Source organism: Haloterrigena gelatinilytica (genome assembly GCF_013342145.1).
GTDB classification, from domain to species: domain Archaea; phylum Halobacteriota; class Halobacteria; order Halobacteriales; family Natrialbaceae; genus Haloterrigena; species Haloterrigena gelatinilytica.
The window spans coordinates 3,902,597-3,918,723 of sequence record NZ_JABUQZ010000001.1 but is presented as its reverse complement, the minus strand read 5'-3'; the positions used below and the strand labels follow the sequence as shown (position 1 = coordinate 3,918,723).

At 65.6% G+C, this 16,127-nt stretch carries 19 protein-coding genes, 1 tRNA gene and 1 pseudogene; 14 read left to right on the top strand and 7 right to left on the bottom strand.

Annotated elements, in window-relative coordinates:
- Positions 1 to 4: 4 nt before the first annotated feature.
- From HTZ84_RS19460 to HTZ84_RS19440, 5 genes are all read left to right on the top strand, one after another.
- Positions 5 to 601 carry an archaellin/type IV pilin N-terminal domain-containing protein gene (locus HTZ84_RS19460; protein ID WP_174682180.1) on the top strand — a complete coding sequence of 199 codons (597 nt, stop codon included), beginning with the start codon at positions 5 to 7 and terminating at the stop codon, positions 599 to 601.
- Positions 602 to 630: 29 nt separating this feature from the next.
- Positions 631 to 1,062: a DUF7500 family protein gene (locus HTZ84_RS19455; RefSeq protein ID WP_174682179.1), complete on the top strand. Its 432-nt coding sequence runs from the start codon at positions 631 to 633 to the stop codon at positions 1,060 to 1,062.
- Positions 1,063 to 1,358: 296 nt separating this feature from the next.
- Positions 1,359 to 2,060: a hypothetical protein gene (locus HTZ84_RS19450; RefSeq protein WP_217468245.1), complete on the top strand. Its 702-nt coding sequence runs from the start codon at positions 1,359 to 1,361 to the stop codon at positions 2,058 to 2,060.
- 195 nt (positions 2,061 to 2,255) lie between these two features.
- Positions 2,256 to 2,690: a DUF5807 family protein gene (locus HTZ84_RS19445; protein WP_174682177.1), complete on the top strand. Its 435-nt coding sequence runs from the start codon at positions 2,256 to 2,258 to the stop codon at positions 2,688 to 2,690.
- A gap of 76 nt (positions 2,691 to 2,766) precedes the next feature.
- Positions 2,767 to 3,462, top strand: a complete 696-nt coding sequence (locus HTZ84_RS19440; RefSeq protein ID WP_174682176.1) for a hypothetical protein — start codon at positions 2,767 to 2,769, stop codon at positions 3,460 to 3,462.
- A gap of 282 nt (positions 3,463 to 3,744) precedes the next feature.
- Here the strand turns inward: HTZ84_RS19440 and HTZ84_RS19435 are convergent, their stop codons facing one another.
- Together HTZ84_RS19435 and HTZ84_RS19430 are read right to left on the bottom strand one after the other, a co-directional pair.
- On the bottom strand, positions 3,745 to 5,016 hold the full coding sequence (locus HTZ84_RS19435) for a DHH family phosphoesterase (RefSeq protein ID WP_174682175.1): 1,272 nt from the start codon (positions 5,014 to 5,016) through the stop codon (positions 3,745 to 3,747).
- Between the two features lie 127 nt (positions 5,017 to 5,143).
- Positions 5,144 to 5,614: a universal stress protein gene (locus tag HTZ84_RS19430; RefSeq protein WP_174682174.1), complete on the bottom strand. Its 471-nt coding sequence runs from the start codon at positions 5,612 to 5,614 to the stop codon at positions 5,144 to 5,146.
- A 102-nt stretch (positions 5,615 to 5,716) separates the two neighbouring features.
- Here HTZ84_RS19430 and HTZ84_RS19425 point away from each other — a divergent pair, with 102 nt between their 5' ends.
- The gene (locus HTZ84_RS19425; protein WP_174682173.1) at positions 5,717 to 6,178 is read left to right on the top strand and encodes a universal stress protein; all 462 of its coding nucleotides are present in this window, start codon (positions 5,717 to 5,719) and stop codon (positions 6,176 to 6,178) included.
- Between the two features lie 42 nt (positions 6,179 to 6,220).
- On the opposite strand, the pseudogene HTZ84_RS19420 reads toward HTZ84_RS19425, so the two are convergent.
- The 4 genes and pseudogenes from HTZ84_RS19420 to HTZ84_RS19405 all read right to left on the bottom strand — a co-directional run bounded on the left by HTZ84_RS19420 (position 6,221) and on the right by HTZ84_RS19405 (position 8,124).
- Positions 6,221 to 6,660: pseudogene (locus HTZ84_RS19420) on the bottom strand (zinc ribbon domain-containing protein).
- Between the two features lie 275 nt (positions 6,661 to 6,935).
- Positions 6,936 to 7,005 (bottom strand) — tRNA-Gly (locus HTZ84_RS19415).
- A 187-nt stretch (positions 7,006 to 7,192) separates the two neighbouring features.
- Positions 7,193 to 7,753 (bottom strand): GNAT family N-acetyltransferase, encoded by a 561-nt coding sequence (locus HTZ84_RS19410; RefSeq protein ID WP_174682172.1) that lies wholly within the window; start codon positions 7,751 to 7,753, stop codon positions 7,193 to 7,195.
- A gap of 2 nt (positions 7,754 to 7,755) precedes the next feature.
- On the bottom strand, positions 7,756 to 8,124 hold the full coding sequence (locus HTZ84_RS19405; protein WP_174682171.1) for a universal stress protein: 369 nt from the start codon (positions 8,122 to 8,124) through the stop codon (positions 7,756 to 7,758).
- Positions 8,125 to 8,284: 160 nt separating this feature from the next.
- Here HTZ84_RS19405 and HTZ84_RS19400 point away from each other — a divergent pair, with 160 nt between their 5' ends.
- From HTZ84_RS19400 to HTZ84_RS19365, 8 genes are all read left to right on the top strand, one after another.
- Positions 8,285 to 9,724 (top strand): ATP-binding protein, encoded by a 1,440-nt coding sequence (locus tag HTZ84_RS19400; protein WP_174682170.1) that lies wholly within the window; start codon positions 8,285 to 8,287, stop codon positions 9,722 to 9,724.
- Between the two features lie 144 nt (positions 9,725 to 9,868).
- On the top strand, positions 9,869 to 10,675 hold the full coding sequence (locus tag HTZ84_RS19395; RefSeq protein WP_174682169.1) for a histidinol-phosphatase HisJ family protein: 807 nt from the start codon (positions 9,869 to 9,871) through the stop codon (positions 10,673 to 10,675).
- A gap of 106 nt (positions 10,676 to 10,781) precedes the next feature.
- The gene (locus tag HTZ84_RS19390) at positions 10,782 to 11,189 is read left to right on the top strand and encodes a DUF2237 family protein (protein WP_174682168.1); all 408 of its coding nucleotides are present in this window, start codon (positions 10,782 to 10,784) and stop codon (positions 11,187 to 11,189) included.
- A 73-nt stretch (positions 11,190 to 11,262) separates the two neighbouring features.
- Positions 11,263 to 11,406: a hypothetical protein gene (locus tag HTZ84_RS19385; RefSeq protein WP_174682167.1), complete on the top strand. Its 144-nt coding sequence runs from the start codon at positions 11,263 to 11,265 to the stop codon at positions 11,404 to 11,406.
- Positions 11,407 to 11,408: 2 nt separating this feature from the next.
- Complete coding sequence (locus tag HTZ84_RS19380) at positions 11,409 to 12,233, top strand: MBL fold metallo-hydrolase (protein WP_174682166.1); 825 nt, start codon at positions 11,409 to 11,411, stop codon at positions 12,231 to 12,233.
- Positions 12,234 to 12,356: 123 nt separating this feature from the next.
- On the top strand, positions 12,357 to 13,835 hold the full coding sequence (locus tag HTZ84_RS19375) for an ATPase domain-containing protein (protein ID WP_174682165.1): 1,479 nt from the start codon (positions 12,357 to 12,359) through the stop codon (positions 13,833 to 13,835).
- A gap of 25 nt (positions 13,836 to 13,860) precedes the next feature.
- A complete protein-coding gene (locus HTZ84_RS19370; RefSeq protein WP_174682164.1) occupies positions 13,861 to 14,952 on the top strand; it encodes a sensor histidine kinase in 1,092 nt (363 codons plus the stop codon).
- 109 nt (positions 14,953 to 15,061) lie between these two features.
- Positions 15,062 to 15,607, top strand: a complete 546-nt coding sequence (locus HTZ84_RS19365; RefSeq protein WP_174682163.1) for a cupredoxin domain-containing protein — start codon at positions 15,062 to 15,064, stop codon at positions 15,605 to 15,607.
- A 72-nt stretch (positions 15,608 to 15,679) separates the two neighbouring features.
- On the opposite strand, the gene HTZ84_RS19360 is transcribed toward HTZ84_RS19365, so the two are convergent.
- Positions 15,680 to 16,114, bottom strand: a complete 435-nt coding sequence (locus tag HTZ84_RS19360) for a universal stress protein (protein WP_174682162.1) — start codon at positions 16,112 to 16,114, stop codon at positions 15,680 to 15,682.
- Positions 16,115 to 16,127: the final 13 nt, after the last annotated feature.

Genomic DNA, 16,127 nt, shown 5'->3' with positions numbered 1-16,127 from the left:
ACTGATGTTCGAGAAAATCACAGAGGCTGAAGACCGCGGTCAAGTGGGTATCGGTACCCTCATCGTGTTCATCGCGATGGTTCTGGTGGCAGCGATTGCAGCGGGCGTATTAATCAACACGGCCGGAACACTGCAGAGCCAGGCCTCCGATACTGGCTCCGAGACTCAGGAAGCCGTCGCGAACCAGGTTGAGGTCGTTCACGCCAGCGGCTCCGTTAACGGCGACTACGTCGAAACGGTCAACATGACAATCATGAAGTCGGCAGGTTCCGGAGCGATCGACCTGTCCGCGATGACCGTACAGTATACCAGTAATGAGGCCGACACGACACTGGTTTACGACGATGGTGGCGATACTGTCGCGGGCGCGAATGCAGACAATTTCGCCACAGCAAACATCACCGGCTCCGGTACCAGTACCGAACTGCTGAACACAGACGACCGCGTAAAACTCTCGATTTCCGTCTCGGACATCCAGACTAATGGTCTCGCGGGCGGAGAGAGCGCGACAATCAAACTCATCGACCAATCCGGTGCACAGTTCAGCTACGGTGTCAGTGTGCCGTCGACCTTCGGTGACAAACAGGTTGTCCAGGTCTAAGCGATTCACAGTAACTGACTAACTGACACATGACCCCGGAACCGACGCAGGACGACAGCGTGCTCACCCCTGACGAGTTGCAGTTAAACGACGACACTGTCGCCGACCTCGGTGAGAACCGCTATCTCGTTCGCTCGGACGAATCGCCCGCCGCGGACGCAGTCACAGGGACTGCCGACGCCGCGAGCACCGACGACTCGAGTCGCCTCACGCAACTCGAGTCCGAATCGTCCGATCACGCACACGATCCACGCGAACGACTGTCCGACGCGTCCGAACCGCACGGGGTCGATATTACGTTAAAAACCGACGGGGAGATCGCACATCACCGCGCGGCGTCCCACGATGTCCGCGAGGTGTTCGTTGATCTCTTAACGTGGTACGCCAGCCAGCTCGACGATGATATGACGCCAAGCGAGGCACTGCAGGTCATGCTGGCCGCATCCGATCTCGAGACCTGACCTCCGTCGGCTCGAGACGGTCATTACAGGGAATACAGCAGACGGCGTGTTTCATTTTCGGCGGTCATCGTAGTCCGCCGCTCTCGTCTCCATAGTGGAGCGCGGTCCAATTCGGTTCTTGCGGACGGATTCGCACAGTACTGCGTCCAACGGCAACGATTCAATACGGCCGCTCGGTTCGTGGGTGCTACGTACTACAGTAGCTGACTCACATGGCAACCGAGTGCACTGCGAGGCACGACTCAGTGTTCGATATCGTCCGCGTCTTTTTGCGGGTGCCGTTGCGACTGAACGGTATGCAACACGAGTCCTCCCCGTCCAGACGACGATTCCTCGGCGCGACCGCCGGGAGCGTCGCGACGGTCGCGACCGCCGGCTGTCTCGGCTCGCTGGTCGGCGGCTCCTCGTCGGCGACCGTAATCGAACCCGTCGAACCCTCCGAACCCCGGGAGGGATCGCCGGGCGAGTTCTACTACTTCCTCGAGGAGAACGGGATCGCGGTCGACGAACTCCTCGAAGACGACGGCGAACTCTACCTGACCTATCGATCAGACGCGGAAACGGTCGACGAATCTAACGAGGAGATCCGGATCATCTACGAGGTCTACAGGCAGGCGCTGATCGACCGCGGCTCGGATATTTCCTTCCTCTACTCCGAGATCGCGAACCCCTTCGACGAACAGGCGCTCGGCTGGGGAATCAATTCCGAGTGGCTCACCCCGGCCGATAGCGGCAATACCGGCGGGAATACGTCGGCCGGCAACGAGACGCCTGACGACTCGGCCGATAACGAGACCGCCGAGAACGAATCGGCCGCTAACGAGCTCGATATGGTCGAGGTGATGATCTGGAGCAACATCATGAACTCGAAGGTATACGAGGAGGATCTCGAGAACGGTAACTCCGACCTCGAAGAGGAAGGGAAGAACGTCGAGAACGGCGACGACCTCGAGAACGAGAGCACTGCTCCCGGCACGAACGAGTCCGACGAGCGCTGACTACGTCGTAGCTGGATCCCCCGAGTCTTTTTCGTCGTCTGGGCCGCCACCGACGGCCGTCGATCGACGGCCGTGGATGAGATCCGTTTCCCGCAGTTATCGCGGCGACCAAATCGGAGTTGGACCCATAGCCTGCGATCCCAGGGCCACCCCGATGACGCGTCCTTTTTCCACCTCGAGCGACAATCCCGGTCTATGACCGACCCACGCGAGGAGTTTCTGGCCGGCGAGCGGCCCGACGACGTCGCACTGTTTCTGGCCGACTCGTACGTCTCCGACGACCGCTTAGCTGAGTTCGGCGAGCGCGTCGAGGACGGCGTCCTGATCGTCGTCGACGGCGAGCGCGGCCGCAACGCCTTCGAGGCGGCGACCGGCACGCAGGCGATGCAGTTCGCCAAGTCCGCGATGGAACTCGAGGGAATCATCGAGGACGACCTCACCGGCGGCCAGTGTCCGGAGGCGCCGACCGACGAGGACCACGCGGTGCAGTTCGTCTTCGCCTTCGCGGAGGAACAGAACGAGGACGTCGGCGGCATCTACGCCGAGGGCGACGTCGTGCACGCGTACGCGAAGTGTACGTGCGGGACGGCGTACTCGGACAAGTGGAACGTTCCCGACGCCGACGCCTGACCCCGGCGGACGGCCCGCACGCGGGTTTCAGCGGTAGGGCGCAGGCTTTTGCGGCCCGCACGGCTAGGGTCGGGCTATGAGTTCGTTCGAAACGCCACACGAGACCGGACGGGGATTCGGTCTCTCGAGTCGCGAGGTGCAGGTGATCGGCGGCGCGAGCGTCCTGATGGCGATCAACGTCGCGGTGATGTACGCCGTCGCGACGACGCCGCTGGCGCAGGTCAACGAGTACCTGTTCGCGGCCCCGATCATCGGCGCGGTCGTCTACGGCGCGGCGATCATGGCCGGCCAGTACGTCGCCCAGCGAGGCGTCGAGGGCGGGGATATGGGCATCGCATTCGTCGGAATGGTACTCCTGCAACTCGCGTTCGGGATCTTCGGCGCGGGCGTGCTCCGTTTCGCTCCGCGGGAGAGTCAGCTGACTATTCTCGGGATAACGGCGGTCGTCGTCGCGCTCATGACGGCGGTGATCTCCGGCTACGTCTACGCGCGCTCGAAGACGTTCGAGAGCTGGGGGACGTACGCGGGTTACGCCTTCATCGGCGGGCTCGTCGCGATCCTGATCGGCACATTCGTCCAGCCCGTCCTGCTGGCCGGGTTCGTCCTGATCTTCCTCGGATTCCTGCTCCGGCTGGGGTACGAGATCTGGCGAGTTCGGGACAATCGCGACGCCTCGGTCGCGCTCCAGACGATCGGCGTCTACGTCGCCGTCGCCGGCGTCTTCGTTCACGTCCTGCAGCTCGTGATGCGGTACGCGCTCTCCCAACGGTGACGGTTCCGCGGTCGTCGGAACGAACGGATGGATAGGAGTGGGAGTCGGAACTGAAGTGACAGTTGACGGGGGTGCGGGCAGGATGCAGGAGCTCGGTTCGACACGGCCAGTGGTGGTTATGAAGTCACTTCCTGCCGCAGTTTTGCAGACCACACTCTCTCCATTAGCGGTGACTCCTAACTGATTTGGATTCCCACCAACTGATGGGTATGCGCGGGACGACGCCGGAGAGCGGGCGGTGTCGGTATTGCTCGACTCGGCAGTGGAACGGAAAAGGACCGCTTACGTTTCGTCGGTGTCCGTGCTGTTCTCGTCTTCGGCCTCGTCCGCGACGACTTCGCGGAACGCGTCGAGAATGACCTGCTTCGTCACGGCGCCGCGGGACGTCCAGTGGTTCGCGTAGTCGAGCATGTCGTCGTAGATGTCGGGTTTGCAGCCGGCGGCCTTGGGGTGGCCCCCGCCGTTTACCTTCCCCGCGACCTCGTGGCAGCGGTCGAACGCGTCGGTGCCGCGGATCGAGGCGGAGCCGGCGGGTTTGACGACGACTGAGGCGTCGGCGCCCTGCTCGCGCATCCCCTCGGCGACCTCGTTTTGCGAACAGCGGCCGTAGGTGACGCCGACCGTGTAGCCGCCGATTTCGCGGAACTCCGCGCGGGCCAGCGCCCGGTCGATCAGCGCCTCCTTCTCCTCGCGGCGCTCGGTGAGGAACTCCCGGACCCACTCGGGGAGGTCGACGCCGTACTCGCGGACGACCTCGACGTACTCCGCCGGATCGGTCCAGTAGGCGTAGTCCGCCAGATCGTCGCTGCGCGGGTCCTCGCGCAGCCAGAGGTCGTGGTCCCGGGTCACGGCGGCCAGTTCCTCGTACATCGGCGAGAAGTCGTACTCGAGCGACCGGTAGACGACGTCGGCCGAACACTCCTCGTCGGAGTCGCCGACGACGAGGTCGACACCGGCGTCGCGGACCGCTTGGGCGACGTCGTCGTTCCACTGGTGGTGGTCGTACCACGAGACGCGGTCGGCGGTCTCGAGCGCCGCATCGAGTTCTTCCTCGACGTACTCGTATCTGTCCGGCGCGAGATCGCAGACGAAGAGGTCGATCCCCTCGTCGCCGAACTCGGCGACGCGGGCCAGCGCGTCCTCGACGTCGTGGGGGCTGGCGGGAATCAGGGCTACCTCGTGGGGCGTGGGCTCGGGGTCCTCGAGCGGATCGACGGTCTCGTCGGCGAGTCCCGCCGCCGCTTCGTCGGCGTCGTCGACGGCGTCGGCCGCGTCCGTCGCCTCGGTCGGCGCGTCGCCGTCGCTCTCGTCCTCCTCGGCGGGTTCCGGGACGTTCCGCACGTCGTCGTAGGCCTCGCGGAGCAGGGCGACGCAGGCCAACCCGTCCGCGTCGGGGTCTGCGATGACGGCGACCCGAGCGCCCTCGAGGGCGGCCGCGGCCTGCTCGTCCTCGACGTCCTCCTCGAGCGCGTCGGGCAGGAAGAAACCGGTTCCCGGGAGCACGGACTTGCGGGCGAGCGGGAGGTCGCCGCTGTCGATGAGTTCTTCGTCCATAGCAACGACTGCGTGGCGGGTCCGGAAGTAATCGCCGGTCTCGGCCGTCGCGGCGCGGCGGAGTCAGCGTCTCCTATTTCGGCCGTTGCGACGCGATGGCGCCCGGCGTCGTTCTGCTGCTCGCCGCTCAGGCGGCGCCGACCGCCTCGTCGTCGGCCCCCTCGCCGGCGGGCTCGAGTTGTCGAACCGTCAGGACGGGGACCGGCGAGGTGCGGACGACTCGCTCGGCGACGCTCCCCAGCAGCAGGCGGTTCTCGCCGTGGCGACCGCGGGTCCCGGTCGCGACCAGATCGGCGTCGATCTCGCGGGCGTACTCGCAGATCTGGGCGGCCGGCCGGCCCTCGCGGACGGCGGTGTCGATCTCGAGGTCCGCGTCGGCTCGCTCCTCGACCGTCGCGAGCGCGGCGTCGGCGGTCGTCTCGAGGGCGGTCCGCAGTTCCTCCCGGAGCTGTTGGGGCGAGGCGTCGACCTCGCTGGCGTCGACGACCGAGAGCGCGTGGACCTCGGCGTCGAAGCGGTCGGCGAGATCGAGCGCGACGTCGACGGCTCGCTTGACGCTCTCGGAGCCGTCGGTGGCGACCACGACCGTATCGAACATGCACGGGGGTTACGGCCGAGACGGCTTAAACACCGGCGGCTCCGCCCCGCGAGCGGGCGGTCGTGGGGTGGCTTTTTTGTGACGGGGGACACACCACCGCGTATGGTCGCCAGTGAGCCGGTTACCGTCGACACCGTACTCGCGCCGGTCGACGGGAGCGAGGAGTCCGCCACCGCCGTCGAGTACGCCGTCGCCGTCGCCGAGCGCTACGACGCCGAAGTCCACGCCCTGTACGTCCTCGGCAGGGGCGTCGTGCAGGGGATGAACGCCGGCACCCTCGAGGAGGACGCCGTCGCGGAGGACACGCAGGGATTCTTCGCGGACATCGGGATCATCGCGGACGAGGCGGACGTCCCGCTCGTGACCTCCGTCGACGACGGCTTCTCGCAGACGCGCAAGACGCGCCACCCCGGCAACGTCGTCCTCGATACCGCCGACGCCGTCGACGCCGACTTCATCGTCCTTCCGAGGGAGCCGGTCACCGAAACCGCGTCGGCCGAAGTCCTCGAGCGGGCCGCCGAGTACGTGCTCTCCTACGCGAGCCAGCCGGTCCTGTCGGTGTAAATCGCCTCGGGGTCAACCGAGGCTTTCGCGTGGACTCCCGTTCTATGCCTCAACAGAGGCAGGGGGGACGTACTCCCCGCTCACGTTCAGCGTCCCGCGATTCAAGCGCACATCTACGGGTGCGCCTCCATCGTCTGCGTTTTGCCGACGACGGAGATACTGCAAACCGATGTTCTTCGCAGCGTTGTAGTCGGCGTGGTTCTCGTACCCGCACTGCTGACACTCGAACGACTCTTGGTGGCGATTGTCGTCGTGGGTAAACCACACGTTGAGCAATGCTTTGACGTGTTTTGAGGGTCAACCTGTACGGCTTCGATGTCGTGTTCTTCGGCCTTGTATTCGACGTACTCGTGGAGTCGTCGGAACGCCCAGATGTGTTGCCACGTCGCCTCGGGAATGTTCTCCCGAATGTAGGTCAAGTCCTCGAACACGATGTGCGAACAGTCGTTCTCGACGGCTTCCTCAATGAGTTCGTTCGCCACCGTATGCAGGTATATCCCGAACCGTCCGTACTCTTTCTGCCCAACGCTCTCGATGTTTTCGTGGGCGCGGCGAGAGCCACACTGCTGGAGCGATGCACGGCGTTTCTCGTACTCCCGACGCCAGTGGTTATTATACGTTTAGGGGGTCGGCCTGCCATCGTGACGTGGTTTGTGTCATCGGGTGTCGGCTTCCTCCCCGGCCCCAAGGGCCGGGGCATCCGCCTTGTACCGCCTGTGAAAGCGTCGGCACTGGACGGGTAACGGACCGAGAAGGATGTGACGGGAAGGATTCGAACCTTCGGCACACCCGTGGAACGGGCGTGTGTTACGCTACACCACCGCCACGCCGACTGCATCCGATACGACACCGGCGTTCTCGATATAAGTGTGGGACGGTTCTCAGCCAGTGATTTCTGGGGAGCGCAACGGGTTCCCGATGGCCGGGTAGCTCGGATCCTCGAGACCGAGTTCGCGAACGAGACCGCGGAGACCTGCGATCCGATCGTCGAGACTGCAGAGAGATGCCCGTTCGCTACAGCCGGATCGCCATCTCCTGTTCGAAGCTCTCCGTGCCGGTCGCCTCGAAGCCGACCCGTTCGTAGAGCGCGATCGCGGGGTTGTTCCAGCGCTCGACGGTCAACCAGACCTGTTCGATCCCGATGTCGGCGGCGTGACCGAGCAGGTGCTCGAGCAGTTTCGTTCCGATGCCGGCCCGCTGGTACTCCTGGAGGACGAAGATGGCGAGTTCCCACTCGACGTCGCTGCGGTCCTCGACCGCCGACGGATCGTCGGTATCGGGGACGAGCATCGCGTGGGCGACGACGTCCGCTTCGTGGTAGGCGACGACGTTGACGCTCTCGTCGGCGATCGTCTCGAGCCAGTTGCGGATGCGCGACTCGCCGGTCGGCGGGATCCCCTGGGCGCGGTCCGTGGGGTCGAACGCGACGTACATCTCGACGACGTCCGCGAGCGTCTCCGCGAAGTCGTTCGTGGCCCGAATCTCGATCGAGCGACCCTCTCGGTCCTCGACCGTCGTCGGCGGCGAGGGGAACGGTCCGGCCGGGTCGTCCGGATACGGTCTCGTTCCGGCCATCGTTATCGCACCAGTTTGACGGTCGTCGGGGCGTTCAGCAGGACGAACTCCGTGATCGGGCCGAGCTGGATCTTGCCCATCGGGCTCAGGGTGCCGCCGCCGATCACGAGCTGGTCGAACTCGCCCTGTTCGGCGTGGTCGACCAGCGCGCTGCCGGGATCGCCCTCGAGGGTGACGATCTCGGCGTCGATGCCGGTCTCGGTCAGCAGCTCCTCGGTCCGCTCGACCATCTCCGCCTGCGAGCGTTTCGACTCGGGCTTTTCGACGACGGCGACGGTGAGGTCGTCCCCGACCTCCCGCGTGCGCTCGATCGTCTGTCGGAGCGTTTTGAGCGATTCGTCGCTCCCGACGAGGCCCACTAAGACGTTCATATCCATGCATGTGCGCCGGTGGACGAAAACCGTTGTGCCGCAGTCGGGTACGCGGCGGCTCGAAACGGCTACTCGAGTGCGAGTGAGACTGTGGCAAACGGTGGCGCAGACCTTGCGCAGGACGACGACGTTAAGAACGTGTGGTGAGTACGTTGACCGAATGAGTGATGCGGCGCTCGATGTCGTGGAGTTCCTGCTCACGACGAGCGTGTATTCGGACGACCGAACGCTGGACGAGAACGATCTGCCGCCGGCGTATCGCCGCGTGTTCTGGACCGGCGGCGTCGAGAGCGACGACGACGATGACGACGAGTCGGGACGCACTCCCGCCGGCATCAGTCGTCCGCTCTCGGTGACGACGACGACGGCCCGGGAGGCGACCGACGTCAGTCGGCCGTGGGAGGCCGTCTCGGAGCTGATGTTCACCGAGCGCGACGAGTTCTCGGGGACGATCACCCTCGCCCAGCAAGGGATGGCCGAGAAATGGTTCGCCGAGCGCGTCGACGACGACCGACTGCGCGAGAACCCGACGCTGGCGAAACACCTCGCCGAACACGAGGAGTTCGGCGAGACGTTCGACGTCACCCACGAGGAAGCGCGAGAGCGGAACCGCCCGATCCAGGCCGATCGGGTCTGGATCGACGGCCTCCTCGAGGAGTACTTCGACGAGGAGGAAGACGAGGAGATGCTGGATCTCGTCGAAGTTCGGGCCCCCGAGGAGGTCGACATGTCCCTCGACGACCTCGTGTTGACCGAGGATCAGGAGAACGAACTCGACAAGATCTCGAAGGCGATCGAACACCGCGACTACCTCTCGAACATCGGGCTGCGCGAGATCGGGAAGCTGCTGTTCGTCGGCCCGCCGGGTACCGGGAAGACCTCCACAGCGCAGGCGCTGGCCCAGGATATGGACCTGCCGTTCGTCGAAGTCAAACTCTCGATGATCACGAGCCAGTATCTCGGCGAGACCGCGAAGAACGTCGACAAGACCTTCGAGGTCGCCAAGCGCCTGTCGCCCTGTATCCTCTTTATCGACGAGTTCGACTTCGTCGCCAAGACCCGCAGCAGCGACGAACACGCCGCGCTCAAACGCGCCGTCAACACCCTGCTCAAGAGCATCGACAACATCTCGCTCATCGAGGACGACGTCCTGCTGATCGGTGCGACCAACCACCCCGACCAGCTCGACGACGCCGCCTGGCGGCGCTTCGACGAGATCATCAACTTCCCCAAGCCCGACAACAACATGCGGGCGGACATCCTCTCGCTGATCACCCGCCGGATGGAGATCGACGAGTTCGATCCCCACCTCATCGCCGAGGCCACGCAGGGGCTGACCGGCAGCGACCTCCGGATGGTGCTCCGCGAGGCCGTCCTCGAGGCCCTGACCGAGGACCGGACGACGCTGACACAGGAGGACTTACTCAACGCCGTCGAGGAGTTCGAGGAGCGGGACACGCTGAAGAACATGGACATGATGGGCGGCGACCACGACGCGCTGGTCGCCGGCGGCGATCTCGGAAAGGCCAGCGACGGTGGCGAGCCGAGCGGTCACTCGCACGACCACGACCACGACCACGACCACGATCACGATCACTGACCGTCTGCCGGCGCTCGACCGACGTACCGGCGTTCATCCGCAGTCGACCGGCGTGGTACCGTCCACCCGCGACGCGTCGCATTCTCGAGTCGCGCGCGGACTCTCCTGCGTAACTGTCAACTGCTCGCTCCGTGTCGTACCCGTATGAGGGATTTCCACGCCCACACGAACTATTCCGACGGGAAGTTTCTGCGCGGGATGGTACAGGCCGCGGCGGCGGCCGGCCTCGAGGGGATCGGGTTCACCGACCACTGCACGGTTTCGTCCCGCGAGAGACCCGCGACCGTCCGGAACGTCTACGGCTTCAATCTGGATCTGACCTACGAGCGCCGCCGTCGAGCGATCGAGACGGAGCGCGAGCGCGAGGACATCTCGATCGAGATCTACGACGGCGTCGAGATGGATTACGACCCGCGAGACGAGCGCCAGATCCGCGAGTTCCTCGCCGAGGCGAATTTCGACTACACGATCGGGAGCGTCCACGGCGTCGACGGGCTGAACGTCCAGGTGCCGAGCAACTTCGCGCAGATGACCGAGGCGGAGCTGGACGGGGTCGTCGACGACTACTTCGCGACTCTCGTCTCGCTCGTCGAGTCGGAGCTGTTCGACGTCGCGGCCCACCTCGATCTGGTCGAGCGGACCGCCCCCCTTCGCGGCCGGGCGACGATGGACCACTACGAACGCGTGGCCGAAGCGCTCGCGGCGTCGCGGACGGTCCCCGAGATCAACGCCGGGCGAGCGGTCTCCGACGCGGCGCTCGTCCACCCGTCCGACCCGTTCCTCGAGACGCTGCGGGCCCACGACGTCTCCGTCACCGTCGGCACGGACTCCCACCGCCCGAACGAGATCGGTGAGCGCGCGGCCTTCCTCGAGGAGTATCTCGCCGAGCGCGGCATCGAGCCGGTGGCGCCGCCGGGGCTGGAACCGGAACCGGGGTCGGACCGCGAGTGAGCGCAGACGACTCGCCGCCGTCACGGCTCGTCCGCCCGCCTTCGTCGGCCCTCCGCGGTCGGCCGCGACGCACACCCTTTTCCCGGCGGCCTCCGACTGCCCGCCTATGACCGACGACCTCGAGGACCGGAACGTCTACGGCACCGAACTCGAGCCCTGCAGCACTGACCCGATGGCGGGCTTCCTGCGGGACGGCTGCTGCCGGCGCGTCGAGGGCGACCGCGGCCGCCACGAGATCTGTGCGGTGATGACCGAGGAGTTCCTGCGGTTCAGCCGAGCGCGGGGCAACGACCTCGTCACGCCGCGTCCGGAGTTCGAGTTCCCCGGCCTCGAGCCCGGCGACCGGTGGTGTCTGTGCGTCGCGCGGTGGCTCGAGGCCGTCGAGGCAGACAGCGCGCCGCCGGTCGTCCTCGAGGCGACCCACGAGGCCGTCCTCCGGGACGTCGAACCGGACCTGCTGCGGGATCACGAGCACGAGGGTCGCGTCGACAGCGAATCCGGAACGGTGGAGTGAGCCAGCCGATTCGACCGACGGGGGCGGGAGATGGGGGAATACCCTTTATGCGACGGCTGCTAATCACACCTCGATGAGCGATGGATCGCCACAGGACGACGCGGCGGCCGACGGCAACGCGATCCGTCCGCACCCGCGGCGACGAGTCGACGGCCTCGAGGACCGGACCGCAACACAGCCCGCGCCCGCCGGAGTCCCCTCATTGAGGTGGGCGTAGCGATGCGCGTAACCCTGCTCGGCGCCGGCGACACCACCGGCACGCCGACCGTCGGCTGCGACTGCGACACCTGCGAGGCCGCCCGCGAGCGCGGCGTCGAGCGCACCCGATTTTCCGTCCACGTCGAGAACGAACGGGTCGACGAGTCGCTGCTGATCGACTTCAGCCCGGACTTTCGGTACCAGTTCCTCCGCGAGGACGTGCCGCTGCCCGACGCCGCCGTCATCACCCACATCCACTTCGACCACCTCGACGGGCTCGGCAACGTCTTCCGGGTCTTCGACTCGCTTTCCGTCTACGCCGCCGACGAGACCGACCCGCAGACGGGAAAGAGCGTCGCGGAAACGGTCCGCGACGACTACCACTACCTCGATCCGCTCGAGGTCCGCCCGACGACGCCCCTCGAGACGATTCACGTCTGCGGGTTCGACGTCACCCTGGTGCCGGTCGAACACCCGCCGCTGGTCTGTTACGGACTCGCGATCGAAGACCCCGTGACCGGATCGAAGCTATCGGTCTCCGGCGATACGAGCTACAACGTTCCCGAAGAGTCCCGCGAGGTATTGGCCGACCCAGACCTGCTGCTGGCCGACGCTATCGTCCCCGCCAACCTCTGCGAGTACCACCCCGCCGGCGGACGCCACGAGACCGACGACGGCGTCCCTCGGACGTTCGGGACGAAGCACATGACCCGGGAGGGCGCCCTCGATCTGGCCGCCGAACTGAACGCCGAGCGGACGCGGCTGGTCCACCTCGCCCACTACTACCCCGCCGACGAGGCGTTCGAGGAGCCGCTGGCGGTCGACGGCGAACGGTACGAACTGTAGCTCGCTCCCGACCGCCGTCCGGATATAATACCGGTGGTAATTCACGCTAAAATACCGGTACGGCCGCTGTCATTCGATTCGCGAAGGAATCCATTCATTACGACCACTCTCGTGAGCGGGTGTATGGATTCTCGCGTTACATCGATACGGAGCGGGGTCGACGGTCTCGACGAACTCCTTTGTGGCGGCCTCGTCACCGGTCGGATGTATCTCGTGCAGGGAAAGCCCGGAACGGGAAAGACCCTGCTCGGGATGCACTTCCTCGAGGAAGGACTACGGAACGACGAGACGGTGCTGTTCATTCACGGCGAGGAGTCGCGCGAGGAGATTCTCGCGAACGGCGAGGCGGTCGGCGTCGATATCTCGGACGCGGCGTTTCTCGATCTGGGGCCGGACTCCGAGTTCTTCACTGAGGATTACTCGTACGATCTGGTCGACCCGAGCGATATCGAGCGGGAGCGGTACACGCAGGATATCCACGACGCGATCCGCGAGATCGATCCGGACCGCGTCGTCATCGATCCGATCACGCAGTTGCGCTACGTCGAGGCGAACGACCACCAGTTTCGCAAGCGGATCCTCTCGTTCATGCGGTTTCTCAAGCAGGGGGAAGTGACCGTCATCACCACCGCGACGCCGTCGCCGGAGCAGGAGTACGACACGGAGATCCGATCGCTCAGCGACGGGATCATCGAACTGGATCGGGGTGCGGGCGGTCGCCGGATACAGGTCTCGAAACACCGCGCGCTCGGCCAGCGAGAGGGCGATCACGGCATGGAGATCCGCGGCGACGGGATCGAGGTCTATCCGCAACTCGTGCCCGAGCGAACCGACCGGCCGTTCGAATCGAACCTGCTCCGGTCCGGCATCGACGGGCTCGACGAGCTGATCGGTCGCGGCTTCGATCAACGGACCGTGACGTTCATCAGCGGGCCGACGGGCGCCGGAAAGACGTCCACCGGGACGCAGTTCCTGGCGAAAGCGGCTGAAAACGGACTCAAGTCGGCGATCTATCTCTTCGAGGAGGACGTCCAAACGTACGAACACCGCTCGGAGTCCATCGGCATTCCCGTCTCGAGGCTCCGCGAGGAAGGGACGCTGTCGACGACCGAAATCGAACCGCGCGCGCTCTCGAGCGAGGAGTTCGCACACATGGTCAAACGGCAGATCGACCGCCAGGAGACGGATATCGTGATGATCGACGGGATCGGCGGCTACACGGTCTCGATTCGCGGCGACGAGACGGAGTTGATCCGGGAACTCCACGGACTCACGCGGTACCTGAAGAGCCGCGGCGTGACGGTGTTGATCACCAACGAGATCACCGAGATCACGGGCATCTCGAGCGCGACGGACAGCAACCTGAGTTACGTCGCCGACAACATCGCGTTCCTGAGTTACGTCGAGATGGACGGCAGCCTCCGGAAGGTCGTCGGCGTCCTGAAAAAGCGCACCGGCAGGTTCGAACACACCCTGCGCGAGTTCGAGATCGCCGAAGACGGGATCCGCGTCGGCGATCCCCTGACCGGGCTCTACGGCATCCTGCAGGGAACGCCTCGAACCGACGATCCGTCCGATATCAGCCGCCTCGAGCGTTCGTAAGCGACCCTCTAGTAACTCACCACACATGAAATCGAGTGAGAGCACCATCCAGTTGCTCATCGGAGAACGGGGGAACCGCGCCGCGGTCCGAGAACTCCTCGGCGACCAGTACGAGGTCATCACGGACCGGTCGGTTAGCGACGCGGACCTCTATCTCGTCGACGACCGCACGTTCCCCGAGTACCACGCCGCGCTCCGCGAACGCGTCGAAGCGACCGATCCCGTCTTCTGTCCGGTGGTCCTCGTTCGCCGCCGGGACAGCACGGTTCGGATCTCGCTACCGGACCCGGAGACCCGCGACTCGCCGCTGCTCGTCGACGACGTCGTCGACGCGCCGATCGATCCGGATCCCCTCTTCCGGCGGATCAACACCCTCCTCGTTCGGCGAAACCAGTCGATGGAGCTGCGCCGCTACATCACGCGCCTCGAGGAGTCCAACAGATCGCTCGAGCAGTTCGCCTACGCCGCCAGCCACGACTTACAGGAGCCCCTGCGGATGGTCTCGAGTTACCTCAAGCTGATCGAGGCCCGATACGGCGACGATCTCGACGGCGACGCCGACGAGTTCCTCGAGTTCGCCATCGGCGGCGCCGACCGCATGCGCAGCATGATCGACGCCCTCCTCGAGTACTCCCGGGTCGACAGCGAGGGGAACCCGCTGGAGCCGACGGATCTGGACGCCGTCCTCGAGGAGGCGCTCGCGGACCTCCAGGTGAAGATCGACGAGCGCGACGCCCGGATCACGGCCGAAACGCTCCCCCGCGTCTCCGGCGATCCCGACCAGCTCCGACAAGTGTTCCAGAACCTGCTGTCGAACGCGATCGAGTTCAGCGGCGACGAGCCGCCGCGGATCCACATCAGGGCGGAACGCGACGGGACGGAGTGGCGGGTGGCCGTCGAGGACGACGGGATCGGGATCGAACCGGCCGATCAGGAGCGGATCTTCGACGTGTTTCAGCGCCTGCACAGCCACGAGGAGTACGAGGGCACCGGGATCGGACTGGCGCTCTGTCAACGGATCGTCGACCGCCACGACGGGCGCATCTGGGTCGAGTCCGAACCGGACGCGGGAGCGACCTTTACGTTCACGCTCCCCGCCGCCGACACCGATTGTTGACGGCAACGGAGCCGAATCGGGCGATTTCGAGAGCTCGTCGACCGTTCCCCGTCGCCGCCGGACCGTTGCCGGCCCGACCCTCAAGGGTCTCGAGGTCGCATCGGTTCCTATGGAGTGGACCAGACGGCGCGTGGTCGGAACGACCGCGGCAGTCGCCGCGATTGCGGGCTGTCTCGGCGAGGACGGGAGCGACGCCGACGATCCCGACAGTTCGGACGGCGCCAACGCTTCCGCCGAATCCGACGACGGCTCGGACGGAGCCGACGAGTCGAACGAGACGACGGAGCGCAGCGCGTCGGCGGCCCTCGAAGAGGCCGATCTCGAGGACCACACCGGCCAAGGGGAGGTGACGATCACCGTCGATCCCGAGGGAGGGGGCTTCGAGCCCGCGGCGTTCGAGATCGATCCGGAGACGCTCCTCGTCTGGGAGTGGGCGGGCTCGAGTACGGAACCCTACCCGATCGACATCCCCGAGCGGTGTATCTGGGACCAGGAGGTCGACGAAGAGACGGTCGAGGAGCGGTCCGACGGCGACGAGTTCGACCGGCTCTTCACCGTCCCGGGCGCGTATCGCTACGGCAGCCGCGACGCCGACGGCGAGGAGTTCACCGGTGGGTTCCGGGTCGTCAAGAGCGGCGAGAGCGACGACGAATGAGCGGCCGGAAACGCGGCCGTAGCGGCCCCCGCCCGCGGGCCCTCACTCGAGTTAGTTCTCGGGGCAGGACGGTCAGCTAGCCTCGTGGACGACGACGACGGTCATCGGAGCGCGTCGAACGACCGATTCCGCGACGCTTCCGAACAGGAGCCGACTGGCGCCTTGCCGTCCGTGACTGCCCATGACGATCTGGTCGACGCCGTTCGCGACGGCGTAGTCGACGATTTCCCGCGACGGATCGCCTCTTTCGATCGTCGTATCGACGGAATGGTCGAAGGAGGATGCGGTGTTCTCGGCCGCTTCCAGGAGCGTGCGAGCGTGCTCCTCCGCTCGCTCGTGTCCGGGGAACTCCGTTTCCGATTCGGCCAGAACCGACCAGTAGCCCTTCGGGAGCCGGATCACGTGGAGGACAGTGATCTCCGCCTCCGGAAACTCTTCCAGCGCGTATCGAAGCGCCGCGTCGGCCTGCGGTGAGCCGTCGACCGGAACGAGTGTCTTCCTCGCCATGTTCAAACATAGC